Origin of the sequence: Herbaspirillum sp. SJZ106 (assembly GCF_006715495.1) — a bacterium.
GTDB lineage: Bacteria > Pseudomonadota > Gammaproteobacteria > Burkholderiales > Burkholderiaceae_D > Herbaspirillum.
This window is the reverse complement of the sequence record NZ_VFNI01000003.1, coordinates 269,735-293,813: the sequence shown is the minus strand read 5'-3', so window position 1 is coordinate 293,813 and position 24,079 is coordinate 269,735. Positions and strand designations below refer to the sequence as shown.

Here is a 24,079-nt window from a genome sequence, read left to right as displayed (position 1 = left end):
CCGGCAACGGGCCGCCTGCCGCGTTGCGCCTCCTTGCCGTGGCACCACCACGACGCGTCGTCGCGCCTTGCATTCGGCCCGTTGCCGGGGCTGCGCGGGGGCGGAAATAGGTCAGAACCCGCTCTATGGAAAAACGGGGAAGGGCGCTATTTTAGCGCGATTGCGGGCCATGCCCAACTAGATTTGGGCACCGTTACATCTCTGCGCGCGATTTGCAGCTGTTCAATAATTAAGCAACATCAACCTATTGACGAAACGGCAATTTACATCCAGGGAAATCGTTTGCGGATATTCCCGTATTTCCTGCAACGGCAGTTTTCAACAGGCAAATGAAAGCAAACAGCGAGCAAAATCCGTCGCCCTGACGAAAGTCGGGACCCAGCGTCGTTCAGCGGCCCTTGAAGCACAACAAAAGACACTGGATCCCGGCCTTCGCCGGGATGACGCGTTTCGGAGGAAAGCTTTCAGTGAGCGGCATGGCGACAAAGCCGCCGTATTTTTGATGGCGCCGGACTCAGCGGTCGACTTCGTCCAGCGTTTCGCGGTTGAGGTGGCCGATCTCGCCCCAGGAACGGATGCGCGCGCGTTCGCCGTCCCAATGCAGGCGGTTCACGCTGGCGTTGAAGATGTCGAAGGTGCGCGGCTGCGCGAAGCCGGTGCCGCTGGCCCAGTGGTGAAGGCATTCGAGCACGCCGCCATGGGTGACGATGGCGACCTTGCGGTACTTGCCATCGGCAACGATGCGCCGCACGGCATTGACCGAACGCTGGTAGAACTCGCGCATGGTCTCGGCCTCGCGTTCGCCGGCCGGATAGCGGGCATCAGGTTCGCGCGCCTTCCAGACGCGGTAGGCCTCCGGATATTTTTCTTCGATGTCCGCATGGCGCAGCCCCTCGAAAGCGCCATAGCAGCGCTCGCGCAAGCCGGCGTCGATGGCCACCGGCAACCCCGCCACATCGGCCACGGCCTGGGCCGTGGCGCGCGCGCGCTGGAGGTCGCTGGCGAAAACGGCATCGATGCCCTCATCGGCCAACACTTCGCCCAACGCCAATACCTGGCGCCGGCCGGCTTCGTTCAGGGGGATATCGATATGGCCTTGCAGGCGCTTGTCGACGTTCCAGTCGGTTTCGCCGTGGCGAATCAGCAATATCTCAGTCATGCGGCAATGCCATCCTTGTCTGTTGGGGCAACGGCGCTCACCTGGCCGCGGATGGGTTGAGCCAATACAGGCCGTGGATCGATGCCTGTTCCAGCACATGGTCGCGCAGCGCGGTGAGCACCACCGCCCCTTCCAGGTTGCCGGTCAGCGGCAGTTGCGCCACATCCAGCGCATACAGCGTGAAGATGTAGCGGTGCACCAGCGCGTCGTTCCACGGCGGGCACGGGCCGTCATAGCCGAAATAGTCGCCGCGCATGTCGCCATCGCCAGCGAACCAGCCGGTGTAGTCGTTGATGCCCTGGCGGGCGCCGGGCATGGTGTCGCCCAGCACCGCCGGCCCCGGCTTGCCGCGCGCGGTCACGCCGTTGCTGAACTGCCCGGCGGCGATCTGCGTGACGGCGGGAGGGATATCGACCAGGATCCAATGGTAGAAATCGACCCGCGGCAGATCCAGCGGCACGGTCTTGCCTTCCTGGTTGACATCGTCGCCGCGCGACGGCACGTCGGGGTCGTGCATGACCAGCGCCAGCGACTTGGTGCCGGCCGGCAGATCGCTCCAGGCCAAATGCGGATTGCGGTTGGAAGACAACGCGACATGGGTCTTGGGATCGGCCACGGCGAATGCGAATTCACCGGGGATGGTTGCGCCGTCCTTGAAAGAATCGCTCCAGAATTTCATGTGACCTCCTGAAAAAAATAGCCGGGTTCAAACGCCATACCTTGATGAGATGGGGATGGATACGACGGCTTCAATCCCTGACCTTGGGCTTGATCTGCAACCAGAACGTGACCGGGCCGTCATTGGTCAGCGACACCTTCATGTCGGCGCCGAAGCGGCCTGTGCCGACCCGGTCGGCGCCATGCCGGCTGCGCGCCTGCCCGACGAAATGCGAGAACAATTGTCGCCCGGCATCGGGCGCCGCGGCCGGCGTGAAGGACGGCCGCGTGCCGGAGTTGGTGTCGGCCGCCAGCGTGAACTGCGGCACCAGCAAGAGGCCGCCTTGCACGTCGGCAACACTGCGGTTCATCTTGCCGGCCTCATCGGCGAATACCCGGTAAGCCAGCAGCTTGCTCAACAGCGCATCGGCTTCGGCCACCGTGTCGTTGCGCTCGGCGCACACCAGCACCATCAGGCCGGCGTCAATCGCGCCGATGGTTTCCCCGTCCACTACGACAGCGGCCTGGCTGACTCGTTGCAGCAAGGCGATCATGTCAAGCGAGCGTGACGCGCGCGAACTTGCGCTTGCCGACCTGCACCACGAACTGTCCGGCATCGACCTTGAGGCCCTTGTCGCTGACCGCCGCGCCGTCGATGCGCACGCCGCCCTGCTCCACCATGCGCAAGGCTTCCGAGGTGGAGGCGCACAGGTTGGCTTGCTTGAGCAACTGGCCGATGCCCAGCGGCGCGCCCGTCAGGGACACTTCCGGGATGTCGTCCGGGATGCCGCCCTTGGAGCGGTTGACGAAGTCGGCCAGCGCGTCGACGGCGGCCTGCTGCGAATGGAAACGGGCCACGATTTCTTGCGCCAGCGCAACCTTGATGTCGCGCGGGTTCTTGCCGGCCTCGACCTCGGCCTTGAAGGCCGCGATTTCCGCAATCGAGCGGAACGACAGCAGGTCGTAGTAGCGCCACATCATCACGTCGGAAATGCTCATCACCTTGGCGAACATGGTGTTGGCCGGTTCGGTGATGCCGATGTAGTTGCCCTTGGACTTGGACATCTTTTCCACGCCATCCAGGCCTTCCAGCAGCGGCATGGTCAGGATGCACTGGGGCTCCTGGCCGTAGTCCTTCTGCAGCTCGCGGCCGACCAGCAGGTTGAACTTCTGGTCGGTGCCGCCCAGCTCCAGGTCGGACTTGAGCGCCACCGAGTCGTAGCCCTGCATCAGCGGGTAGAGGAACTCGTGCACCGAGATCGGCGTGCCGTCCTTGAAGCGCTTGGTGAAGTCGTCGCGCTCCATCATGCGCGCCACGGTGTAGCGCGAGGCCAGCTGGATCATGCCGCGGCTGCCCAGCGGGTCGCACCATTCGGAGTTGTAGCGGATCTCGGTTTTAGCCGGGTCCAGCACCAGGCTGGCCTGGGCGAAATAGGTCTTGGCGTTGACTTCGATCTGCTCGCGCGTGAGCGGCGGGCGGGTCGCATTGCGGCCGGACGGGTCGCCGATCATGGAGGTGAAGTCGCCGATCAGGAAGATCACCTGGTGGCCCAGGTTCTGCAGCTGGCGCATCTTGTTGAGCACCACCGTGTGGCCCAGGTGCAGGTCGGGCGCGGTCGGATCAAGGCCCAGCTTGATGCGCAACGGCTGGCCGGTTTGCTCGGAACGCGCCAGCTTCTGCGCGAATTCGCTTTCGATCAGCAACTCGTCCACGCCGCGCCTGGCGATCGCCATCGCCTCGCGGACTTGATCGGAGAGCGGCAAGGATGAGCTGGAAGCGGCTTGGGCGGCGGGGATAGACTGGTCTGCGTTCATCGATATAACTAAAAAATAGGCTTTGTAGGACAGTGCTGCGAAATCGTATTGCTATAATCCGGTTTTCGTTTTTCTGCTGAGCGCCTCGACGCGGCCCCAGAGCTCAGTCAGCAGAAAGTGCATTCACATCTGTTCGGGATGTTTCGCGGCACAATACGGCAGCTCAGGCGGCGGGGGGACAGTAACGCCGCGCAAGCCGCTGGACGCGGTTATCCGGAACAGAACATCAGATTTTAACGTATTGCATGTTCCCACAAGATAAATTCAAGCGCGTCACGTCCCGATGCACCTCCGCCCTCCAGTCCTGCCACCATAAGATTTCCGGCTCCTCGCCCAAGGCCCGCATCATCGGCGCCAGCGCGTTGTTCCTGGCCGCCTTCACCATCGGCGCCGCCGGTTTCGCCCCGGCCGAGCCGGACCTGAAGGACGCGCCGGTCAACCCGATCACCAAGGAACTGGCCTTGCCTGATTTGCAACAGCAGATCAGCGCGCTGGAAGAAAACGCGCAGTATTACGTCAATGAAGAGAAGGTGCGCACCGGCGACACGCTGGCCACCCTGCTGAACCGGCTGGGCGTGGACGACCAGGACGCCGCCAACTTCATCAAGTCCGACACCCTGGCGCGCTCGGTCATGCAGTTGCGCGCCGGCAAGCGCGTGGTAGCCCAGACCGACCAGAACGGCGACCTGGTCAAGCTCTCCGCCATGCTCGACGACGGCAGCGATACCTTGCGCAACCTGGTGATTTCGCGCGAAGGCGAATACTTCAAGGCCGATGCCGTGCCGGCCACGCTGGAGCGCCGCGTCGAAATGCGTTCCGGGGTCATCTTCTCGTCCCTGTTCGCCGCCACCGATGCGGCCCAGATCCCCGACGCCGTGGCCCTGCAGTTGGTGGACATGTTCGCCACCAACATCAACTTCGCCGCCGACCTGCGCCGCGGCGACCGTTTCAACGTGATTTATGAAACCTTCTGGCAGAACGGCGAACCGGTGCGCACCGGCCGCGTGCTGGCCGGCGAGTTCGACAATGCCGGCAACCGCTACCAGGCGGTCTGGTTCAACGACCCCGGCAACAAGGGCGGCGGCGGTTACTACGCCTTCGACGGCAAATCGCTCAAGAAAGCCTTCCTGAAGTCGCCGCTGGCCTTCACCCGCATCTCCTCGGGCTTCTCGATGCGCATGCACCCGATCCTGGGCAAATGGAAGCAGCACACCGGCGTCGATTTCGCCGCCCCCACCGGCACTCCCATCCATGCGGCGGCCGATGGCGTGGTCGATTTCGTCGGCCAGCAGAACGGCTACGGCAACATCGTGGTGATCAAGCACTGGAGCGGCTACTCCACCGCCTATGGCCACATGAGCCGCTTCGCCTCCGGCCTCAGGAAGGGCATGAAGGTCAGCCAGAGCGATGTGATCGGTTACGTCGGCATGACCGGCTGGGCCACCGGTCCGCACCTGCACTACGAGTTCCGCGTCAACAACCAGCCGCGCAATCCGCTGTCGGTGGACGTGCCCAACAACCAGGCACTGACCGGCCAGCAGTTGAAGAACTTCCGCGCCGTCGCCGCCGATATGCAGCACCGCATGGCGATGCTGCGCGTGCCCGGCGCGCCGGACGTGAAGCTGGCCGCGAAGTAAGCCTGCCGGTCTACCCTCGGCAAGGGCGGTCGCTGTAGAATCAGCGACCGCCCTTTTTCTTGGAACCCAATAGGTTCTTACCGCCCATGCCAGCCTCCGCCCCTGCGCTCTACATCGGCCTGATGTCCGGCACCAGCCTCGACGGCGTCGACGGCGTGCTGGCCGCCTTCGCTCCCGGCAGCGATACCATCTCCGCCACGCTGGCCGCGGCCTACGTACCCTTCCCCGAGCACCTGCGCGCCGACCTCATGGCGCTGCAAGCGGCCGGGCCCAACGAGATCGAGCGCGAGGCGCTGGCCGCCAACGCGCTGGCCGTGCACTACGCCGATTGCGTGGCGCAACTGCTGCGGCAAACCGGCAACGGCGCCGCCGATATCCGCATGGTCGGCGTGCACGGCCAGACCATACGCCACCGGCCGGAACTGGGCTTCACGCGCCAGACCAACAATCCGGCGCTGCTGGCCGAGCTGTCCGGCATCGATGTGGCGGCCGACTTCCGCAGCCGCGACGTCGCCGCCGGCGGCCAGGGCGCGCCGCTGGTGCCGGCCTTCCACCGCGCCGTGTTCGGTCACGATCAGGAGTCGCGCGTGGTGGTCAACATCGGCGGCATCGCCAACATCAGCATCCTGCCGGCGGGCGCCGGCCAGGCCACCTCCGGCTTCGACACCGGCCCCGGCAACGCCCTGATGGATGCCTGGATCAAGCTGCACAAGGGACAAAGCTACGACGCCAACGGCGACTGGGGCGCAACGGGACAAGTGCATGACGGATTGCTGCGCCATTTGCGCGATGAGCATTTCTTCCTCCTGCCCCCGCCCAAGAGTTCGGGCCGCGACCTGTTCCACCTGGACTGGCTGCAGGCTGCCCTGCTGAAAACCGGCGCAGCGGTGGCACCGGCCGACGTGCAAGCCACGCTGGCGATGCTCACTGCCGGCACCATCGCCGACGCCATCGCCACCTATGCGCCGGATGCGCGCAAGGTGTACGTCTGCGGCGGCGGCGCCGAGAACGGCTTCCTGATGCGCCTGCTGCAGCAGGCGCTGCAAGAGCGCGCCAGCGTGCAATCCACGGCGGCGCTGGGCATCGCCCCCAATCAGGTGGAGGCGCTGGCCTTCGCCTGGCTGGCCTGCCGCTTCGACCTGCGCCTGCCGGGCAACCTGCCGGCCGTCACCGGCGCGCGCGGGCTGCGCGTACTGGGCGCGCTGTATCCGGCACACTGACCCGCGACGCCTCGCCACGTTTGCCACCGGAACCCATTTCCTCAATCGGCGGAGTGTGTTCTAGAATCGACGACGACATCAACCGGCATCACTGCTCTTTCGGGGGAGGGGGAAAAGATGAGATGGGACGTAAGCATCAAGTTGCGTTGGAGGAAAGCCATCCTGTTGTTCGCATGCATGTCGGCAGCCATCGCGCCGGCGACGCATGCCCAGGCCGATACTCAGGTCGCGCTGATCGGATTGGCAATGCCCTTGTCCACGCCGCGCGGACAAGCCCTGCGCGACGCCGCGCTGCAAGGCATAGAGGACGCCAACAAACGCAACATCGTTGTTGACGGCAAGAAAATTGTCTTCAAGCTGTTCGAGGTCGATGACAAGAACGACAACAACCATGCCGCGCTGGGCGCCCAAACCATGGTCAACGCACAGGTGATCGGCGTGGTAGGCCACTTGTCCACCGACGCCAGCCTGATCGGGGCCAGGATCTACAACAAGGCGGGGATACCCCTGGTCTCGCCAACCGCTACCGCCCGCGCATTTACCCAGCAGGGATACGCCAACGTCTTCCAGCTTCTGGGGCATACCGAGATCACGACCGACCACCTGGTCCGCGTCGCCACGCAGACCATCGGCGCCAAACGCATCATGGTCGTGGACAACGACACGGAACTGGGCTATTCCCTGGCCAACAGCTTCACCAGGAAACTGCGCGAGAAGGGGCTACAGGTGGTCGCCCGCGCTTCGGTCAACCAGAAGACCTCCGATTTCAACGGCGTGCTGTCGCAGGCGCAGCAGGCCGGCGCCGACATGATTTTCCTGGCCGCCATCGTGCCGCAGGCCATGGCGTTCGCGCAGCGGCTGCAACAACGGGATCCGGCCCTCACGCTGTTACTGGCCGGCGGCGCGGTCAATTACAACTTCCCTGGCAGCTCGGACGAGTATGGCAGCAACACGTGGATCGTCGTACATGGGCTGCCCGAGGAAAAACTGCGCGGGTTCAAAGCCCTGAAAGCGGCATATTCCGCCAAGTTCAAGACCAACCTGATCCCGCAGTCGTTGTTCACCTATGACTGCGTGGGCGTACTGGCCGAGGCGGTGCGCCAGAGCAATTCGCTGGATCCGGCAAAGCTCATCACCGCCTTGCACCGCCTGCACTACGCCGGCGTGTCCGGCCCGGTATCGTTCGACGCTGAAGGCAGCCTGAGGGAGCCCAATTACAGCCTGTACCGGGTGGAACAAGATCATTGGACTGCCGTGCAAACCTTTCCGTGATCGGAATCCATGTCTCCCGCCAGGGCCGTATCGAAGCCAGCGTGTCACCGGTTAGCGCTCTTGCCTGCCCTTCGATACGCTGCTGCGCAGCTACTCAGGGCGAACGGAGTCTGGATCCCACAAACAAAAATGCCGTTCAGCGCTTAACTGAACGGCATTGCCCGTAGCGGGGATTTATTACATTGCGGCAAGGCTGCGCCGACCATCAATAGCGCAAGATCCTGCCGTTGTCCAAGCGCGCGCGGTCGCCTACGCGAAACTCTGTATTATCTTTTTGCGTGAAGGTCTGCAGGGAGCCGTCCTCCATGCGCACGCGGATGTTGTAGACGTCCCGGGCGGCGGCATCGCTGCCCGGCAGGCCACTGGCCACGCCACGACCTTCCCGATGGATCACTTCGACGGATTCCACCACCCCGGCGCCGGAATAGGAAGCCACACGCTCATCGTTCTGCCGTGGCTGCGCCAGAGGGCTATTGGAGTTCAGGCCCGAGCAGCCTGGTAATACGCCGGCAAAGCTCAAGCCGACGATGGCCAGCGAGCAATAATGATGGCGCATGTGTCGCATGAAGTCCTCCTGCCAGTCCCAATCGATGGAAGGAGTGTGCACCATCCGGATGGCGCATCGCATCGGAAAACGGCGCAAATGGCCGTCAGAAAAACAGCAATGCCGCCATCGGCAGACGGCGCGCCTGCGCTCAATTGAGCCAGCCGCGCCGGCGGAAGTACCAGAACGGCGCGATGGCCGAGCCGATCATCATCAGGATCGCCAGCGGATAGCCCACGTCCCAGTCCAGCTCCGGCATCAGCTTGAAGTTCATGCCGTAGATGCTGGCAATGAGCGTGGGCGGCAGGAACGCCACCGAGGCCACCGAGAAGATCTTGATGATCTTGTTCTGGTTGATGTTGATGAAGCCGACGGTGGCGTCCATCAGGAAGTTGATCTTGTCGAACAGGAAGGCGGTGTGGCCGTCCAGCGATTCGATGTCGCGCAGGATCTGGCGCGCGTCTTCGAACTGTTCGGAACTGAGCAGCCGGCCGCGCATCAGGAAGCTGACCGCGCGCCGGGTATCCATCATGTTGCGGCGGATGCGGCCGTTCAAGTCTTCTTCGTGCGCGATGGTGTTGAGCACATCGGCCGCGGCCTGGTCGGACAGGCTCTTCTTGAGCACGCTGGCGCTGACCGCTTCCAGCTTCTGGTAGATGCCCTCGAGCGCATCGGCGGAGTATTCGGCATCGGTCTCGTACAGTTCCAGCAGCACATCCCGATAGTCGCCGATGGAACCGGGGCGGGAGCGCGCGCGCATGCGCACCAGGCGAAACACCGGCAAGTCTTCCGAATGCACCGAAAACAGGATGTTGCGCGCCAGGATGAATGCCACCGTCATGGCGGAGGAAGCGTCGTCGTCGCCTTCGAACAGGAAGTCGGTGCGCAGGTGCAGGTCGCCATTTTCGGCCTCGAAATAGCGGGCCGAGGCTTCGATGTCGCTGAACTCGTCTTCGTCCGGCAAGGTCACCCCGTAGATGCTTTTGATCCAGGCGCGCTCCTCGTCGCTCGGCTCCGTCAGGTCGACCCAGACCGGCGCGACCTGCTCCAGGTCGGCACGGCTGTCGATGTTGACCTGGTTGAGTCGTCCGTTTTGCAACACGAATACATTAATCATGGGGTCTCACCAGAGCCTAGTTAACATTAAATTTACGAGATGCGCCGCCCCCGCAAGGCGCGCCAGCGGCGACGCCCGGAACGTGCGCAAGTGTACGTTCAACGATTGCGCCAGGCAAGCGCGGCACACGGCAGCGTGACGATGTCATGCGCCTGTCATCCGGCCGGCCCGGCGCAGGCCATCAATGAGGCCTAAGGATGGGCCGCGGGCAAGGTAGCCGCGTTCATGCGCCGCAGGATCAATGCGGTGCGGGCGGCCAGGTAGCCCGAGCCGCGGTTCTTGTCGTAGAAGCGCGGGCGCGGCAGCATCACCGCCAGGCGCGCGGCCTGCTCGGGGCCGAGCCCGGCGGCCGAGGTGCGGTAATAGTGCTGGGCCGCGGCTTCGGCGCCGAATACGCCATTGCCCCACTCGACCACATTCAGGTAAATCTCGAAAATTCGCTGCTTGTCCATCAGGAATTCGAGCATGTAGGTGATGATGAATTCCTGGCCCTTGCGCAGGTAACTGCGTTGGCCCGAGAGGAACAGGTTCTTGGCCAGTTGCTGGGTGATGGTAGAGCCGCCGGCCACCACCTTGCCCTTCTTCTCGTTTTTCTCGTAGGCCTTTTGCAGGGCATCCCAGTCGATGCCGTCGTGCTCCGAGAAATTGGAGTCTTCGGAAGCGATGATGGCGCGCTTGAGGTTGTTGGATATGCGGTTGTACGGCACCCATTTGAATTGCAGCTGGGCATTGGGGTTCTTCTCGCGCAAAATCGATAACTGCTGGCGCATGAAACTGGTGGAGCCGGGGTTATGGCCGGTGCTCCACCACCATATCTGCACGAAGAAATACGCCTGCAGCAACAGCACGCAGGCGATGGGTAAAAGGATGATCCACAGTAGCAGCTTGCGTACGGATTTCATGTGCCTGTTCTTGTTGGAATGCCTGCTGGCGTCGCTGCCTCGAATTTATTCGGCCAACTGGCGGCGCAAGCTGGCGAAGACCTCCGACGTGTCGGGACGCACCCCGCGCCACAGCAGGAAGGCTTCGGCAGCCTGCTCGACCAGCATGCCCAGGCCGTCGCGGGCGACGGCGCCATGCTCCTGTGCGCTGTGCATGAACACCGTGGGCTGGCGCCCGTACATCATGTCGTAGGCCAGCGTCTCGGATCCGTACACGCTCGCCGGCAGCGGCGGCAGGTCGGCGTCCAGGCTGGCCGAGGTGGCGTTGACGATCAGGTCGAACGGGCCATCGAGGCCGGCATAGGCGGCGCTCCTGACCGGTCCGTATTGGGCAAACTGCGCGGCCAGCTCATCGGCCTTGGCCGGGGTCCGGTTGGCCACCACCAGCTCGGCCGGCCGCTGCTCCAGCAGCGGCAACAGCGCGCCGCGCGCGGCGCCGCCGGCGCCCAGCAAGAGGATGCGACGGCCCGCCAGCGACTGGCCGGCATTGACCGTGATGTCGGTCACCAGGCCGGCGCCGTCGGTGTTGTCGCCATAAATGGCATCGCCGTCGAACCTGAGCGTGTTGACGGCGCCGGCCAACCGCGCGCGTTCCGACAGGCTGTCGGCCAGCGCGTGCGCCTCCAGCTTGAACGGCACCGTGACGTTGGCGCCGCGCCCGCCGTTGCGCTGGAACACCTGCACGCTGGCCTTGAAGCCATGCAACGGCGCCAGCAAGCGCTCATACTGCAGCGCCTGTCCGGTCTGGGCGGCGAACTGCGCGTGGATCTCGGGCGACTTGCTATGGGCAATCGGGTTGCCGATGACGACGTATGCATCCATGTTGATCCACCTGTTCCGTGTTTGCCTGTCTTGTTGCCGGTCAGCCGGCGCCGAATTGCGCCTGCAATCCCTGGTCGCGCGTGAAACGGAAACGCGTCACGATTTCCCAGACGTCGTCCCGGCCGGTGGTGCGCATGTTTTCCGGGAAGCGGCCGAACGGCGCCGAACGCCGCACGATGGCCACCGCCGCCTGGTCCAGCGCCGCATTGCCGGAACTGGTCTTGACCACTACCCCGCCATCGCGCTCGTAGATGGTGCCGTCCTGATATACCGGGATGATCACCAGCAGCTCGCCATACAGCTTGTTGCCATCCTTGGTCGGGAAATTCAGCGTGCCTACCTTTTCGATCTTGTCCTGCAGCGTCTTGTAGTACTGGGCATAGCCGACCTCGCGCGTGCTGGGCGTGATCTGGGTCTTCTTGGGGCGCTTGTTGTATTCCTCGATGTTCCTGGCCACCTCGGCTTCCATGCGCGCCATCGCGCGCACCGTCTCCAGCATGTCGCGCGCGTCGAGCTTCGGCTCTGCCCTGGGCTTGGGCTCTTCCGCGCTGGCCACATGCGGCGTCGCGGGCTTCATCTGCGCCAGCATCTTGCGCTGCTGCTCTTCCAGTTCGGCGACGCGGCGCTGGGCAGCCTTCACGCTGTCGCCGCTTTCCTGCCGCTTCATGTCCGGCAGCGGCGACTTGGCGCGCCCGTGGTCCACGTTGCCGCCGCCGTCCAGGTTGGCCTGCGCCAGCGCATCGGCGTTGAGCGGCTTCTTGTCATGCCTGGCGTTGACCAGGATCACTTCCAGTTCCGGGTCGGACGGCTTCAGGCGAAAGGCATCGGGCGCGACGAAATGCACGGCGAGCAGCGCGCCATGCACCAGCAGCGAGATGCCGAGCGCCAGGCTCAGCAGACGGTGTTGGAAAAACAGGTTCACAGCAGGAACGGATGGCCGGAAATGGTCAAAGCAGCAATTCTACGCCAGCACCGGCTCATTGCGCGGCATCGGCGGGCTTGTTTTCGGCGTCGTCCGCCGCATCCGCCGCGGCCTGCTCGCCGGCGTCACCTTCTGCTCCGTCTTCCCCGTCGCTCTCGCCGTCCAAGCCGTCGAGTATGTCGTCCTCTTCATCGCCCAGGTCGGCCAGCGCCTGGCCGGCTGCTGCCGGCACCTCCAGCAGGCGCGCCTCGACCGTGAGGTCGACCTCGTCCCAGCGCAGTAGGTCGAGCTTGACCTGCAACCCGCGCGCCAGCGCGGGCAGGCCCGGCATGCGCAGCACCAGCGGGATCTCGGTCAGGCGCAGGATCTCGTCCTTGAGCACCACGGCGTCGACGGTGCGCGCGTTTTCCTGCGCCAGCCAGCGCAGGCACCAGTAACGCTCCATGGTCGACTGGAAATCGGCGTAGCCGGAATAAGCGGCGTCAAAGCCCGAGACGATGGCGAACAGGTCGGCGTCGCGCGGCTTGAAGGGCGCCACCAGCGGCGCAGTCACGCCGTGTTCGATACAGGCCAGGATCTGCCACTGGTTGACCAGGTCGGTATAGCGGCGCAGCGGCGAGGTGCTCCAGGCGTATTGGTCCACGCCCAGGCCCTGGTGCGGCGCGGCGTGGGTCACCATGCGCACCTGCATCTTGGCCGCCCAGCCGCCGGCGCCGCCGCCCTGGGCGCGGTAGATGCCCGGCACGCCATGGTCGGACATCAGCTTGCCCCAGGTGCTGTTGGCGAAGATCATCAGCTCGGCCACGATCTTGTCCAGCGGCGCGCCGCGCTTGCGGCGCACGATCGATACCACGCCGTCCTCGACGTAGAAATTGAAGTCGACGCGGTTGTTCTGCTCGGGCCGCAGGCCGAAGCTTTCGCGCTTGGCCATGCGGCCCTGCTCCAGCAACTGCACCCATTGCCACAAGAGCGCGATCTCGTCCTTGTGCGGATAGTCGCCGCTGCCCTCGGCCAGCGCCTCTTCGGTCACCAGTTCGTCGAGATCGTTGTGGCGCAGGTTGGCGGCGATCGGCACCAGCTCGGCGCGGGTCTCGGTGGCCAGCACTTCCCAGGTCTGGGCGTCCAGCGTGGCGTACAGCGACAGCGCCGGACGGGCGGCGCCGGCGTCCAGCGTGTAGGCCGCCACCAGGTCGTCGGGCAGCATGGTGATCTTTTCGCCGGGCATGTAGACGGTCGACATGCGCGCGCGGGCGATGGCGTCGATGGCGTCGTTGCGCTTGATGGCCAGGCCCGGGGCGGCGATGTGGATGCCCACGCGCAGCTTGCCGTCGGGCAGGCGGGTGACCGACAAGGCATCGTCGATCTCGGTGGTGGTGACGTCGTCGATCGAGAAGGCCTGCACCTCGGCGGTCGGCAGATCGGTCGGCGGCAGCGGGATGTCGATGGCGGCAAAGCCAGCGCCGCGCGGGAAGTATTCATACATGAACCTGGCGTAATGCAGGTCCTTGGGCGAGGCGATGCCGCCGGTGGCCAGCATCAGGCGCTGCGGCGTGGTCTGCAATTCCTTGCTGGCGGCGTCGAGCGCCTTGAATTCGATGCCGTTCTTGTCGGGCTTGAACAGCAGTTGCAGCGCGATCGGCTTGAACGCGTCGGGCAGGCGGTTGGCCTTGAGCTCCTCGACATACCCGGCTTGCACCGCCAGTTGCTGCTTCTTCTTTTCCAGGCCGGCCAGCGCGGCTTGCAGCGATGCCTGCGGCGCCGCCTTGTAGCGGCCGCGGCCCTTCTTGTAGAAATAGACCGGCGCGGTATGCAAACGCAGGAGCAAGCCGGCCGCTTCCGGCGGCAACGGCGCATGGCCGAAATATTCGGCGGCCAGCTCGGCGAAGCCGAACTCTTCCTCGCCCGCCACTTCCCACAGGAAGTCGAGGTCGATCTCGTCGGCGATGGCCTGGGCCTGCTGCATCAGCTCCTGCGGCGAAGGCGCGGCGAACTGCAGCAGCGCGTCTCTGGACTTGACCTTGGTGCGCTTGCCGGAGGCCATCTCGACCTGATAGGACTCGCCCTGCTGGGTCATGATGGCGCCGGCCTTGAAGTCGCCGGATTCTTCGAACAATAAATTCATCGTTTGCTTCTGATTCAACTCTTTACAGGGAACGGACATCGGCGCGCATCAGAGCTGCCAGTGCCGGGAGGAAAACATCGGTGACCATCAGCACGCCGCCGCGGCGCGAGAACAGCGAGCGGCGGGCATACAGGGCGGCGGGGATAGCCTCGCCGGGCAATGCGGCCGCGATGCGGCGCATCAGCGGGTGGCTCGCTTGCAGCCGCGCGTACTCGATCGGGCTGCGCCCCACCAATGGATCGAAAAACAGGTTGGCGCCCAGCGGCGTGTTGCCCAGCCTGCTGAAAAACGGCCAGTCGGACTTCACCGACGAGGTCGACAGCACGGTGTGGCCGAACACCACCGGCCGGCCATCGCAATGCAGGACCACGTCGCGCTCGACTACCCGGCTGCGCGCCGGCACGCCCAGCGCCGCATATTCGTCGGCCAGGATCGGGCCCGGCCGCTGGCGCAGCAGGCGCACCGAGAAATCGCGGGTGCGCGCCTTGAGCTTCAAGGTCATCGAACCGGGGTCGGCCAGCCACGAACGGGTGCGGCGCATCAACTCGCCATCGGCCGCCAGCAGCGACGCCAACGCCTGCGGATGCGGCATCCATGCCGCCTTGCGCAACGCATGTGGCATCAGGACACCGCCTTGCCCGAGGCGCCGGCTTCGGCCGAGCCATCCACGCCGCAAAAGGCCAGCACGTCGTCGATATAGTCGGCGAATTCGGCAATGCCGTGGTCGCTGCCTTCGATCACGATCTGGCGCGCGCCCGGATAGTGCGCAACCATTTCACGCCAGTCCAGCACTTCGTCGCCGGTGGCGGCGATCAGGAAATAGCGCTCGGGCCGGCTGACCTGGTCCACCGTCAGCGCGCGCAATTCATCGACATATTCGCGCTTGAACTCGAAGGGTTCGTCGGAATGATAGTGGGTGGTGACGCCGACATAGGATTCCAGCTCGCGCGGCGGCTTGACCGCTGGGTTGAGCAGCACCGCGCGGCAACCGTATTGCTCGGCCAGCCAGGTGGCATAAAAGCCGCCCAGCGAGGAACCGACGATGGTGAGCCGGCCGAGGTCGGCGCCGTCCACGATGGACCGGGCCAGCGCGATGGCGCCCGCCGGCGACGCCGGCAGTTGCGGGCAGGCATAACGGTCCTGCAAGCCCAGTTCACGCATGCGCTGCCCCATCAGCCGCGCCTTGAACGATTGCGGCGAGGAGCGGAAGCCATGCAGATAAAGGATCATGCCAGCGCGTCCAGGATTTTCTGGTGCACGCCGCCGAAGCCGCCGTTGCTCATCACCAGCACATGGTCGCCCGGCCTGGCGGCGGCCTGGACCGCCTGCACCAGCGCGCCGAGGTCGTCGAAGGCGGCGCCTTTGGCGCCCAGCGGGGCCAGCGCCTCGGCCAGGTTCCAGCCGAGCGCGTCCTTGCCGGCGCTGGCGCCGTAACCGAACACCAGGTCGGCCTCGGCCAGGCTGGCCGGCAATGCATCCTTCATGGTGCCCAGCTTCATGGTGTTGGAACGCGGCTCCAGCACGGCCAGGATGCGCGCCGCGCCGACCTTCTTGCGCAGGCCGGCCACGGTGGTGGCGATCGCGGTCGGGTGGTGGGCGAAGTCGTCGTACACGGTCACGCCATGGGCGGTGCCGCGCAATTCCATGCGGCGCTTGACGTTCTGGAACGCGCACAGCGCCTCGATGGCCTGGGCCGGCGGCACGCCGACGTGGCGCGCGGCGGCGATCGCCGCCAGCGCGTTCATGCGGTTGTGCTCGCCGCTCAAGGCCCAGGCTACCGTGCCTTGCAACTCGCCATTGAACAGCACATCGAAACGGCCGTCGTCATGGTTGGCCAGCGCCCAGCCGGCGCCCTGGGCCACGCCGAAGTCCTCGCGTTCGCTCCAGCAGCCGCGCGCGATCACGCGCTGCAGCGCCGGTTCGCGGCCATTGACGACCAGCCGGCCGATGCCGGGCACGGTGCGCACCAGATGATGGAATTGGGTCTCGATGGCGGCCAGGTCGGGGAAGATGTCGGCGTGGTCGTATTCGAGGTTGTTCAGGATCGCGGTGCGCGCGCGGTAGTGCACGAACTTGCTGCGCTTGTCGAAGAAGGCGGTGTCGTATTCGTCGGCTTCGATCACGAAGAACGGCGAGGGACTGCCCTTGCTGCCCTGGCCATCGCTGCCCAGGCGCGCGGAAATGCCAAAATTCATCGGCACGCCGCCGATCAGGAAGCCCGGGTTGTAGCCGGCATGTTCCAGGATCCAGGCCAGCATGGCCGAGGTGGTGGTCTTGCCATGGGTGCCGGCCACGGCCAGCACCCATTTGTCTTGCAGGATATGGCGGCCGATCCATTCCGGGCCGGAGGCATAAGGCAAGCCGCGGTTGAGGATCTCTTCCATCAGCGCATTGCCGCGCGAGACGACATTGCCGATCACGAACAGGTCGGGCGCCAGTTCCACCTGGGACGGGTCGAATCCCTGGATCAACTCGATGCCCTGGGCCTCGAGCTGGGTGCTCATCGGCGGGTAGACATTGGCGTCGCAGCCGGTCACCTTGTGGCCGGCCTCCTTGGCGAGGACGGCCAGGCCGCCCATGAAGGTGCCGCAAATGCCGAGAATGTGGATATGCATAACAAGTCTTCGGGTGTAATCCCGGGATTTTACCTGAGGCAGGGCTCCCGCCCCCAGTCCCGGCCGCACAAAACCGGCGCAAGACGGCCGGGCCCGGACGGCTCCGGCCGCGAGCGGGTATGATGTCGCCCATGCCAGACTTTACCTCCCCGACCGAACAACTGCGCGCCGAGATCGCCGCGGCGGCCGCGCGCATGATCGCCGAAGACGGCGCCGACTATGGCAGCGCCAAGCGCAAGGCGGCCCGGCAGATCCTGGGCAACCAGAAAGTGCGCGGCGAGATCATGCCCGATAATGAGCAGATCGAAGAAGAAGTCCGCCTGTACAACGAACTTTTCTTCGCCGACACCCAACCGGCGCGCCTGCAGCACCTGCGCCGGGTGGCGCTGACACTGATGCAGGACCTGCAAGCCTTCAACCCTTATATTACCGGCGCGGTGTTCAACGGCACCGCCGGCGCGCATTCGGACATCCACCTGCAGCTGTTTACCTCCAGCGCCAAGGATGTGGAAATCTTCCTGTTGAACAAGAACGTGAATTTCGAAGTCGGCGAGCTGCCGCACTTCCGCACCGGCCAGCCGGTGGAGACGCTGAGCTTCCTGCTGCCGCAAAAAGGCGCGGCGCCGGAACTGGCCCACCTGGCCCTGTATGAAGAAGACGACCTGCGCGGCAGCGTGCGCGCCGCCGCGGGCAAACGCCCGGAACGCGGCGACGCTGCTGCGCTGGCGCGCCTGATAGAAACCTTCGAGAAAGAAAATCAATGAAGAAGCTGCGCAATGCCATCCTGTTGATTATCGTTGCCGTCATTTGCGTGGGCGCAGGCATGTATGCCAGCCACCGCAGCACCCCGCCCGACTCGCCGCAAACCCAGGCCCTGAACCGCCTGCTGTCGCAATCGATGCCGGATGCGGCGGGACAGCAGCAGTCGCTGGCGCAATGGAAAGGCAAGCCGCTGGTCGTCAACTTCTGGGCGACCTGGTGCGGCCCTTGCGTGGAAGAAATGCCTGAACTGACGGCCCTGCAGCAAGAGATCGCCCCGGTGCAAATTCTGGGAATTGGCGTCGATAGTCAGGACAATATCGCCAAATTTGCACAAAAATACCAAATCCGCTATCCTCTCTTCGTTGCCGGAACCGGCGCCACCGACTTGCTCAGGCAATTCGGCAATCAGGCAGGCGGTCTTCCCTTCACCGTTCTGGTGGGCAAGGACGGCAAAGTCAAAAAGATCTATCTGGGCCGCTTGAAGTTCGACGAGCTGCGCCAAGACCTCTCCCAGCTGTAAATCCATGAAAAGAAAGTTTTTCTTGCCAAATAGTGTCATTTGACGGCAAAATGCGCGCATCGTCGTCAAACGGGGCTTAACCTCCATGGCAAAACACCTTCTTCTCCTCAATGGCCCGAACCTGAATCTGCTCGGGACCAGAGAGCCGGAAGTCTATGGATCGACCAGGCTGGCCGATGTTGAACGGCTGGCCCAGGAGCAAGCCCGCGCCGGCGGCGCCGCTTTGCAGGCGTTCCAGAGCAACCACGAAGGCGCGCTGATCGACCGCATCCACCAAGCCCGCGCAGAGGGCGTGGATGCCATCGTGATCAACCCCGGCGGCCTGACCCACACCAGCGTGGCCTTGCGCGATGCGCTGGCCGGCGTGGCCATCCCGTTCGTGGAAGTGCATATCTCCAATATTCATCAACGCGAGGAATTTCGTCATTTTTCATACCTGTCCGGCATTGCCCGGGCAGTCATATGCGGCTTTGGAGTCGACGGCTACCGCCTGGCGGTCGACTACTGGCTGCGCCAGTCCTGACGGCGGGCCTAGCTGCTTGCTTATCCGCGCCCGAACGGACACATCAAGAAACCAGCAACAAGCAATACACCGATACCGCCGGCCGCGATCGACTGCCGGCGATTATTTAACTTCTCATCTACATTCCGAGGGATTCAAATGGATTTACGAAAACTCAAGACGCTGATCGACCTGGTTGCCGAGTCGGCTATCGAAGAGCTTGAAGTCACTGAAGGCGAAAGCAAGGTCAGGATCGTCAAATCGTCCCCGAATGCGCAAAACCAGGTCGTGATGATGCCGCAGCAGCAAGCCTACGCCCCTGTCGCCGCGCCGCAAGCCGCCGCTCCTGCGGCTGCCCCGGTGGCCGCGCCGGCTGCGGCCGCTCCTGAAGGCTATGTCGTGAAGTCGCCCATGGTCGGCACCTTCTACCGCTCCTCCGCTCCGGGCGCGCCGGCGTTTGTCGAAGTCGGCAAGGAAGTCAAGGAAGGCGATACCCTGTGCATCATCGAAGCCATGAAGCTGTTGAACGAAATCGACGCCGACAAGGGTGGCGTGGTCAAGCAGATCCTGGTGGAAAACGGCCAACCGGTCGAATTCGGCCAACCCCTGTTCGTGCTGGGCTGATCGACGCACCGGACCTGGTGGCATTCCCGATTTGGCCGGATGACGCCGCCCCCGGGCGGCAATCGCAGTGGAAATGCTGTACTGTCGATGCAGGCCGTTGCGCCAAGTTGGCGCGCCGCAGCCCCGACATCCGGAACCTATAACGCTTGACCTTAGCGACGCCTCATTCCAGTTATGTTTGAAAAAATCCTGATCGCCAATCGTGGCGAAATTGCCCTGCGTATCCAGCGTGCCTGCCGCGAATTGGGCATCAAGACCGTGGTCGTGCACTCCGAAGCCGACCGCGAAGCCAAGTACGTGAAGCTGGCGGATGAATCGGTATGTATCGGGCCGGCGCCGTCGGCGCTGTCCTACCTGAACATGCCGGCCATCATCAGCGCCGCCGAAGTGACCGACGCCCAGGCGATCCACCCCGGCTACGGTTTCCTGTCGGAAAACGCCGATTTCGCCGAGCGCGTGGAAAAGTCGGGCTTCGTCTTCATCGGCCCGCGCGCCGAGAACATCCGCATGATGGGCGACAAGGTGTCGGCCAAGCAGGCGATGATCCGCGCCGGCGTGCCTTGCGTGCCGGGTTCGGAAGGCGCGCTGCCTGACAACCCCAAGGAAATCGTCCAGATCGCCCGCAGGATCGGCTATCCGGTCATCATCAAGGCTGCCGGCGGCGGCGGCGGACGCGGCATGCGCGTGGTGCATACCGAGGCCGCGCTGATCAACGCCGTGACCATGACCAAGACCGAAGCCGGCGCCGCGTTCGGCAATCCGGAAGTCTATATGGAGAAGTACCTGGAAAATCCGCGCCACGTGGAAATCCAGATCCTGGCCGACGAGCACAAGCAAGCCATCTGGCTGGGCGAGCGCGACTGCTCGATGCAACGCCGCCACCAGAAGGTGATCGAGGAAGCGCCGGCGCCGGGCATCCCGCGCAAGATCATCGAGAAGATCGGCGAACGCTGCGCCGAGGCCTGCCGCAAGATGAATTACCGCGGCGCCGGCACCTTCGAGTTCCTGTATGAGAACGAAGAGTTCTACTTCATCGAAATGAACACCCGCGTGCAGGTGGAACACCCGGTGACCGAAATGATCACCGGCGTGGACATCGTGCAGGAACAGATCCGTATCGCTGCCGGCGAGAAGCTGCGCTACCGCCAGCGCGACATCGAGTTGAAGGGCCACGCCATCGAGTGCCGCATCAACGCCGAGGATCCGTTCAAGTTCATCCCTTCGCCAGGCCGCATCACGGCATGGCACGTGCCGGGCGGCCCTGGCATCCGCGTCGATTCGCATGCCTACTCCGGCTATTTCGTCCCGCCCAACTACGACTCCATGGTCGGCAAGGTGATCGCCTACGGCACCACCCGCGAGCAAGCCATCCGCCGCATGCAGATCGCGCTGTCGGAAATGGTGGTCGAAGGCATTTCGACCAACATCCCGCTGCACCGCGAGCTGATGGTGGACGCGCGCTTCTTCGAAGGCGGAACCAATATCCATTATCTGGAACACAAGTTGTCGGAACGCCCGGCATCGTCGGACGCCGACAAGGCCAAGAAGTGAAAGTGAAGTGATCCATGGGTTGGGTTGAAATCGTCATCGAAGTGGCGCGTGAGCAGGCGGAGGCATTGTCCGACGCCCTGATGGAGGCTGGCGCCTTGTCGGTGTCGGTCGAAGATGCGGATGAAGGCACCGCTGCCGAGCGTCCGCTGTTCGGCGAGCCCGGCATGGAGCCCGACGAGGCGGCCTGGGATCGCAGCCGCGTGGTGGCGCTGGCCGGCAAGGATGCCGACCTGGCGACCATCGTGGCCGACGCCACCGCCGCCATCGGCCTGGGCTATGCCCTGCCCTTCGCCACCCGCGAGGTGGAAGAACAGGACTGGGTGCGCCTGACGCAATCGCAGTTCGAGCCCATCCATATCGGCCAGCGCATCTGGGTGGTGCCGAGCTGGCACGACGCGCCGCAGGACAGCGACGCGCTGGTGCTGGAACTGGACCCTGGCCTGGCCTTCGGCACCGGCAGCCATCCCACCACCCGCTTGTGCATGGAATGGCTGGAAACCCATGCCACGCAAACCCGGACCCTGCTGGATTACGGCTGCGGTTCCGGCATCCTGGCGCTGGTGGCGGCCAAGGTCGGCGTGCCGCAGGTGATCGGCGTGGACATCGATCCCCAGGCGCTGGAAGCGGCCAACTACAATTCGGCGCGCAACCAGTGTGAAGTCGCTTATTTCCTGCCGGAAGAATTTGCCCGGGCGCATCCGGAAGGCGAGCGCTTCGACGTGGTGGTGGCCAACATCCTGGCCGGCCCGCTGCAACTGATGGCGCCGATGCTGGCCGGGCGGGTTGCCCCCGGCGGCGCGCTGGTGCTTTCGGGCGTGCTGGACCGGCAGGCGCAGGAAGTCATTGCCGCCTACGCGCCCTACATTGCGCTCACGGTGTGGGCCGAGCACGAAGGCTGGGTGGCGCTGGCAGGCCGCTTGCCGGAGTAGGCGCATGGCGTTGGCGACCCAATGTCCGCACTGTTTCACCATCTTCCGGGTCGCCGGCGACCAACTCAAACTGCGCGGCGGCCTGGTCCGCTGCGGTAGCTGCAAGCAAGTCTTCAACGGCAACGACTACCTGGTGGAAGCCAGCGTCAGCGACGGCTATTACCAGCCTGCGCCGGGCAGCAAGGCACAAGCGGCCCCGGCCGCCATGCCGGTTGCCAGGTCCACGGCTGCGCCCACAGCCGTTACCGACGCCCTGCCTGGCCCAACACACAACCCGGTTCCCGAGGTCAATACGCCAGCGCCGACGGGTGCTGCGCCACCGCCACCGTCGCCCCCCGTTCCCGCCATCGCCGAGCCTAAAGTGTTCCGCTCGCCCGACAGTCCGGGTTATATCCCCGACCTGGGCATGCCGCTGCGCGCCCCGGAGCAAGCGGACCGCTTCCCGTTGCCGCTAACGCCATCCGATACACAGCGTCAGGATGACCTGCAAGGGGAGCGCGCCCCGTTTTCCGATGGCGCGCCGGCGCCGGCCGATGCGGCGGCCGATGCCTGGGCCGGGACGGAACGGCTTTCCGGCGCCGGCTCGCAGGCAGAGACTTCCGACGAGAATCCGTTTACCGCTTACGAGCGGGCTGCAGGCGCCGCCGCCAGCGCGGATATGCAGCCGGACGAAGAAGACGATGCAGACGACGGGCAAGCGCAGGAAGAAGCCCATGATGATGCCGACCAGCCGGCTTTCGTCAAAAAGGCCGAACGCAGGGAACGGCTGGGCCGCGTCATGAAGATAGGGATGATGGTGCTGGCCGGCATCATGCTTCCCATCCTGCTGCTGCAATCGGCTTATTATTGGCGCAACCAGCTGGCGGTTGCGGCGCCGCCGCTGCGTCCCATGCTCAACGGCATGTGTGCCGCCCTCCATTGCACCATCGGCCTGCCGGCCGAGATCGACCGCCTGTCGCTGGAATCGAACGAGCTGCAGGTGGTGCCGCCCAACCAGAATATCTACGCCCTGTCGCTGGTGCTGCGCAATCGCGGCGACACGCCGCAGGCGTGGCCGCATATCGAGCTCACGCTCAACAACGATGATGAAAAACCGGTGGTGCGCCGCGTGTTCCGGCCGCGCGAATACCTGGCCAGGCCGCAGCAGCTGGACAACGGCATCGCCGGCGAAAGCGAACAGCCGGTCAAGCTGACTTTCGAGCTTAACGATGCGCTGGTATCGGGCTATCGCATCTACCTGTTCTATCCCTGAAGCTGACTGCCATCCGGCCGGTCCAGGCCTGCTCCGGAAGACAACGCTGAACTTCCGGCCGCTTTCTTCTACAATGCGGCATTCACCACCACTTTTCCATTCCCAATGAGCTCACTGATCTGCGGTTCCCTTGCTTACGACAACCTCATGCAATACCCGGGCCGCTTCGCCGATGCCCTGCTGGCCGACCAGTTGCACAAGATCAGCGTGTCCTTCCTGGTGCCGACCATGCGCCGCGAGTTCGGCGGCTGCGCCGGCAACATCGGTTACAACCTCAAGCTGCTGGGCGGCGTGCCGATAGTGATGGCCACCGTCGGCCTGGACAGCGTGCCCTACATGGAACGCTTCGCCGAGCTGGGGATGTCCACCCAATGCGTGCGCGTGATCGACTCCTCGTTCACCGCGCAATGCTTCGTCACCACCGATGCCGACAATAACCAGATCAACGCCTTCCACCCGGGCGCCATGACCTTCTCGCACGAGAACCGGGTAAGCGATGCCGGCCCGGTGAAATTCGCCATCGTCGCTCCCGACGGCCGCGACGGCATGCTGCAGCACGCGGAGCAGGCGGCTGAGCTGAAGATCCCGCTGATCTTCGATCCGGGCCAGGGCATGCCCATGTTCGACGGCGACGACCTCAAGCACTTCATCGACCTGGCGACCTACATCGCCGTCAACGACTACGAAGCCGAGATGCTGACCGCGCGCACCGGCCTGTCGCTGGCGCAGATCGCCGAGCGCGTGTCGGCCCTGGTCGTCACCCGCGGCGAACTGGGCTCGGAAATCTTCACCGGCGGCAAGAAGATCGACATCCCCTGCGTACCGGCCGAAAAGATCGAAGACCCGACCGGCTGCGGCGACGCTTTCCGCGCCGGCATGCTGCATGGCCTGACCGAAGGCTTCGACTGGGAAACCACCGGCCGCCTGGCCAGCCTGATGGGGTCGATCAAGATCGCTTCGCAAGGCCCGCAAAACCATGCGCCGTCCAAGGCCGAGATCGAAGACCGCTTCCAGAAGGCCTTCGGCTACCGCTTCGCCTGATGCCGGCACGGCAATAGCGTCGATACCGCGGGCGCGGGCGACGCATCACCTCAAG

General features: G+C 64.5%; 24 protein-coding genes. 11 read left to right on the top strand and 13 right to left on the bottom strand.

Annotated elements, in window-relative coordinates:
- Positions 1 to 514: 514 nt before the first annotated feature.
- The 4 genes from FB598_RS11165 to tyrS all read right to left on the bottom strand — a co-directional run bounded on the left by FB598_RS11165 (position 515) and on the right by tyrS (position 3,631).
- On the bottom strand, positions 515 to 1,159 hold the full coding sequence (locus FB598_RS11165) for a histidine phosphatase family protein (RefSeq protein ID WP_141914605.1): 645 nt from the start codon (positions 1,157 to 1,159) through the stop codon (positions 515 to 517).
- Positions 1,160 to 1,196: 37 nt separating this feature from the next.
- Positions 1,197 to 1,838 (bottom strand): YbhB/YbcL family Raf kinase inhibitor-like protein, encoded by a 642-nt coding sequence (locus FB598_RS11160; RefSeq protein WP_141914606.1) that lies wholly within the window; start codon positions 1,836 to 1,838, stop codon positions 1,197 to 1,199.
- A 70-nt stretch (positions 1,839 to 1,908) separates the two neighbouring features.
- Positions 1,909 to 2,370: a D-aminoacyl-tRNA deacylase gene (gene dtd, locus FB598_RS11155; RefSeq protein WP_141914607.1), complete on the bottom strand. Its 462-nt coding sequence runs from the start codon at positions 2,368 to 2,370 to the stop codon at positions 1,909 to 1,911.
- 1 nt (position 2,371) lies between these two features.
- Positions 2,372 to 3,631, bottom strand: a complete 1,260-nt coding sequence (tyrS, locus tag FB598_RS11150) for a tyrosine--tRNA ligase (RefSeq protein WP_141914608.1) — start codon at positions 3,629 to 3,631, stop codon at positions 2,372 to 2,374.
- Between the two features lie 245 nt (positions 3,632 to 3,876).
- On the opposite strand from tyrS, the gene FB598_RS11145 reads away from it, so the two are divergent.
- From FB598_RS11145 to FB598_RS11135, 3 genes are all read left to right on the top strand, one after another.
- The gene (locus FB598_RS11145; protein ID WP_141914609.1) at positions 3,877 to 5,268 is read left to right on the top strand and encodes a M23 family metallopeptidase; all 1,392 of its coding nucleotides are present in this window, start codon (positions 3,877 to 3,879) and stop codon (positions 5,266 to 5,268) included.
- Positions 5,269 to 5,354: 86 nt separating this feature from the next.
- Complete coding sequence (locus FB598_RS11140; RefSeq protein WP_141914610.1) at positions 5,355 to 6,488, top strand: anhydro-N-acetylmuramic acid kinase; 1,134 nt, start codon at positions 5,355 to 5,357, stop codon at positions 6,486 to 6,488.
- Between the two features lie 117 nt (positions 6,489 to 6,605).
- Positions 6,606 to 7,760 carry a branched-chain amino acid ABC transporter substrate-binding protein gene (locus FB598_RS11135; protein WP_141914611.1) on the top strand — a complete coding sequence of 385 codons (1,155 nt, stop codon included), beginning with the start codon at positions 6,606 to 6,608 and terminating at the stop codon, positions 7,758 to 7,760.
- A gap of 205 nt (positions 7,761 to 7,965) precedes the next feature.
- On the opposite strand, the gene FB598_RS11130 is transcribed toward FB598_RS11135, so the two are convergent.
- The 9 genes from FB598_RS11130 to mpl all read right to left on the bottom strand — a co-directional run bounded on the left by FB598_RS11130 (position 7,966) and on the right by mpl (position 16,843).
- The gene (locus FB598_RS11130; protein WP_255515764.1) at positions 7,966 to 8,325 is read right to left on the bottom strand and encodes a hypothetical protein; all 360 of its coding nucleotides are present in this window, start codon (positions 8,323 to 8,325) and stop codon (positions 7,966 to 7,968) included.
- Positions 8,326 to 8,455: 130 nt separating this feature from the next.
- On the bottom strand, positions 8,456 to 9,421 hold the full coding sequence (corA, locus tag FB598_RS11125; RefSeq protein ID WP_141914612.1) for a magnesium/cobalt transporter CorA: 966 nt from the start codon (positions 9,419 to 9,421) through the stop codon (positions 8,456 to 8,458).
- A 191-nt stretch (positions 9,422 to 9,612) separates the two neighbouring features.
- Positions 9,613 to 10,323, bottom strand: a complete 711-nt coding sequence (gene mtgA, locus FB598_RS11120) for a monofunctional biosynthetic peptidoglycan transglycosylase (protein WP_141914613.1) — start codon at positions 10,321 to 10,323, stop codon at positions 9,613 to 9,615.
- A gap of 45 nt (positions 10,324 to 10,368) precedes the next feature.
- Complete coding sequence (aroE, locus tag FB598_RS11115) at positions 10,369 to 11,184, bottom strand: shikimate dehydrogenase (RefSeq protein ID WP_141914614.1); 816 nt, start codon at positions 11,182 to 11,184, stop codon at positions 10,369 to 10,371.
- A 40-nt stretch (positions 11,185 to 11,224) separates the two neighbouring features.
- A complete protein-coding gene (locus FB598_RS11110) occupies positions 11,225 to 12,106 on the bottom strand; it encodes a TonB C-terminal domain-containing protein (RefSeq protein ID WP_141914615.1) in 882 nt (293 codons plus the stop codon).
- Positions 12,107 to 12,161: 55 nt separating this feature from the next.
- Positions 12,162 to 14,228, bottom strand: coding sequence for a ribonuclease catalytic domain-containing protein (locus FB598_RS11105; RefSeq protein WP_141914616.1), 2,067 nt, complete (start codon positions 14,226 to 14,228; stop codon positions 12,162 to 12,164).
- Positions 14,229 to 14,250: 22 nt separating this feature from the next.
- The gene (locus tag FB598_RS11100) at positions 14,251 to 14,850 is read right to left on the bottom strand and encodes a chorismate lyase (protein ID WP_141914617.1); all 600 of its coding nucleotides are present in this window, start codon (positions 14,848 to 14,850) and stop codon (positions 14,251 to 14,253) included.
- Positions 14,850 to 15,458, bottom strand: a complete 609-nt coding sequence (locus tag FB598_RS11095) for a YqiA/YcfP family alpha/beta fold hydrolase (protein ID WP_141914618.1) — start codon at positions 15,456 to 15,458, stop codon at positions 14,850 to 14,852. The genes FB598_RS11100 and FB598_RS11095 overlap by 1 nt, the downstream gene beginning before the upstream one ends.
- Complete coding sequence (gene mpl / locus FB598_RS11090) at positions 15,455 to 16,843, bottom strand: UDP-N-acetylmuramate:L-alanyl-gamma-D-glutamyl-meso-diaminopimelate ligase (RefSeq protein WP_141914619.1); 1,389 nt, start codon at positions 16,841 to 16,843, stop codon at positions 15,455 to 15,457. Before mpl ends, FB598_RS11095 begins: the two co-directional genes overlap by 4 nt.
- A gap of 122 nt (positions 16,844 to 16,965) precedes the next feature.
- Between mpl and FB598_RS11085 the strand changes: the two genes are divergently transcribed.
- The 8 genes from FB598_RS11085 to FB598_RS11050 all read left to right on the top strand — a co-directional run bounded on the left by FB598_RS11085 (position 16,966) and on the right by FB598_RS11050 (position 24,024).
- On the top strand, positions 16,966 to 17,607 hold the full coding sequence (locus FB598_RS11085; protein WP_141914620.1) for a hypothetical protein: 642 nt from the start codon (positions 16,966 to 16,968) through the stop codon (positions 17,605 to 17,607).
- On the top strand, positions 17,604 to 18,125 hold the full coding sequence (locus FB598_RS11080; RefSeq protein ID WP_141914621.1) for a TlpA disulfide reductase family protein: 522 nt from the start codon (positions 17,604 to 17,606) through the stop codon (positions 18,123 to 18,125). Before FB598_RS11085 ends, FB598_RS11080 begins: the two co-directional genes overlap by 4 nt.
- Before the next feature lie 85 nt (positions 18,126 to 18,210).
- The gene (gene aroQ, locus FB598_RS11075) at positions 18,211 to 18,648 is read left to right on the top strand and encodes a type II 3-dehydroquinate dehydratase (RefSeq protein WP_141914622.1); all 438 of its coding nucleotides are present in this window, start codon (positions 18,211 to 18,213) and stop codon (positions 18,646 to 18,648) included.
- 138 nt (positions 18,649 to 18,786) lie between these two features.
- Positions 18,787 to 19,251 carry an acetyl-CoA carboxylase biotin carboxyl carrier protein gene (accB, locus tag FB598_RS11070; protein ID WP_141914623.1) on the top strand — a complete coding sequence of 155 codons (465 nt, stop codon included), beginning with the start codon at positions 18,787 to 18,789 and terminating at the stop codon, positions 19,249 to 19,251.
- Positions 19,252 to 19,425: 174 nt separating this feature from the next.
- A complete protein-coding gene (accC, locus tag FB598_RS11065; protein ID WP_141914624.1) occupies positions 19,426 to 20,802 on the top strand; it encodes an acetyl-CoA carboxylase biotin carboxylase subunit in 1,377 nt (458 codons plus the stop codon).
- Positions 20,803 to 20,816: 14 nt separating this feature from the next.
- The gene (prmA, locus tag FB598_RS11060) at positions 20,817 to 21,731 is read left to right on the top strand and encodes a 50S ribosomal protein L11 methyltransferase (protein WP_141914625.1); all 915 of its coding nucleotides are present in this window, start codon (positions 20,817 to 20,819) and stop codon (positions 21,729 to 21,731) included.
- 4 nt (positions 21,732 to 21,735) lie between these two features.
- Positions 21,736 to 22,983 (top strand): DUF3426 domain-containing protein, encoded by a 1,248-nt coding sequence (locus FB598_RS11055; protein WP_141914626.1) that lies wholly within the window; start codon positions 21,736 to 21,738, stop codon positions 22,981 to 22,983.
- A 105-nt stretch (positions 22,984 to 23,088) separates the two neighbouring features.
- Entirely contained in the window at positions 23,089 to 24,024 is a 936-nt protein-coding gene (locus FB598_RS11050; RefSeq protein WP_141914627.1) for a carbohydrate kinase family protein, read from the top strand.
- The last annotated feature ends 55 nt before the right edge of the window (positions 24,025 to 24,079 follow it).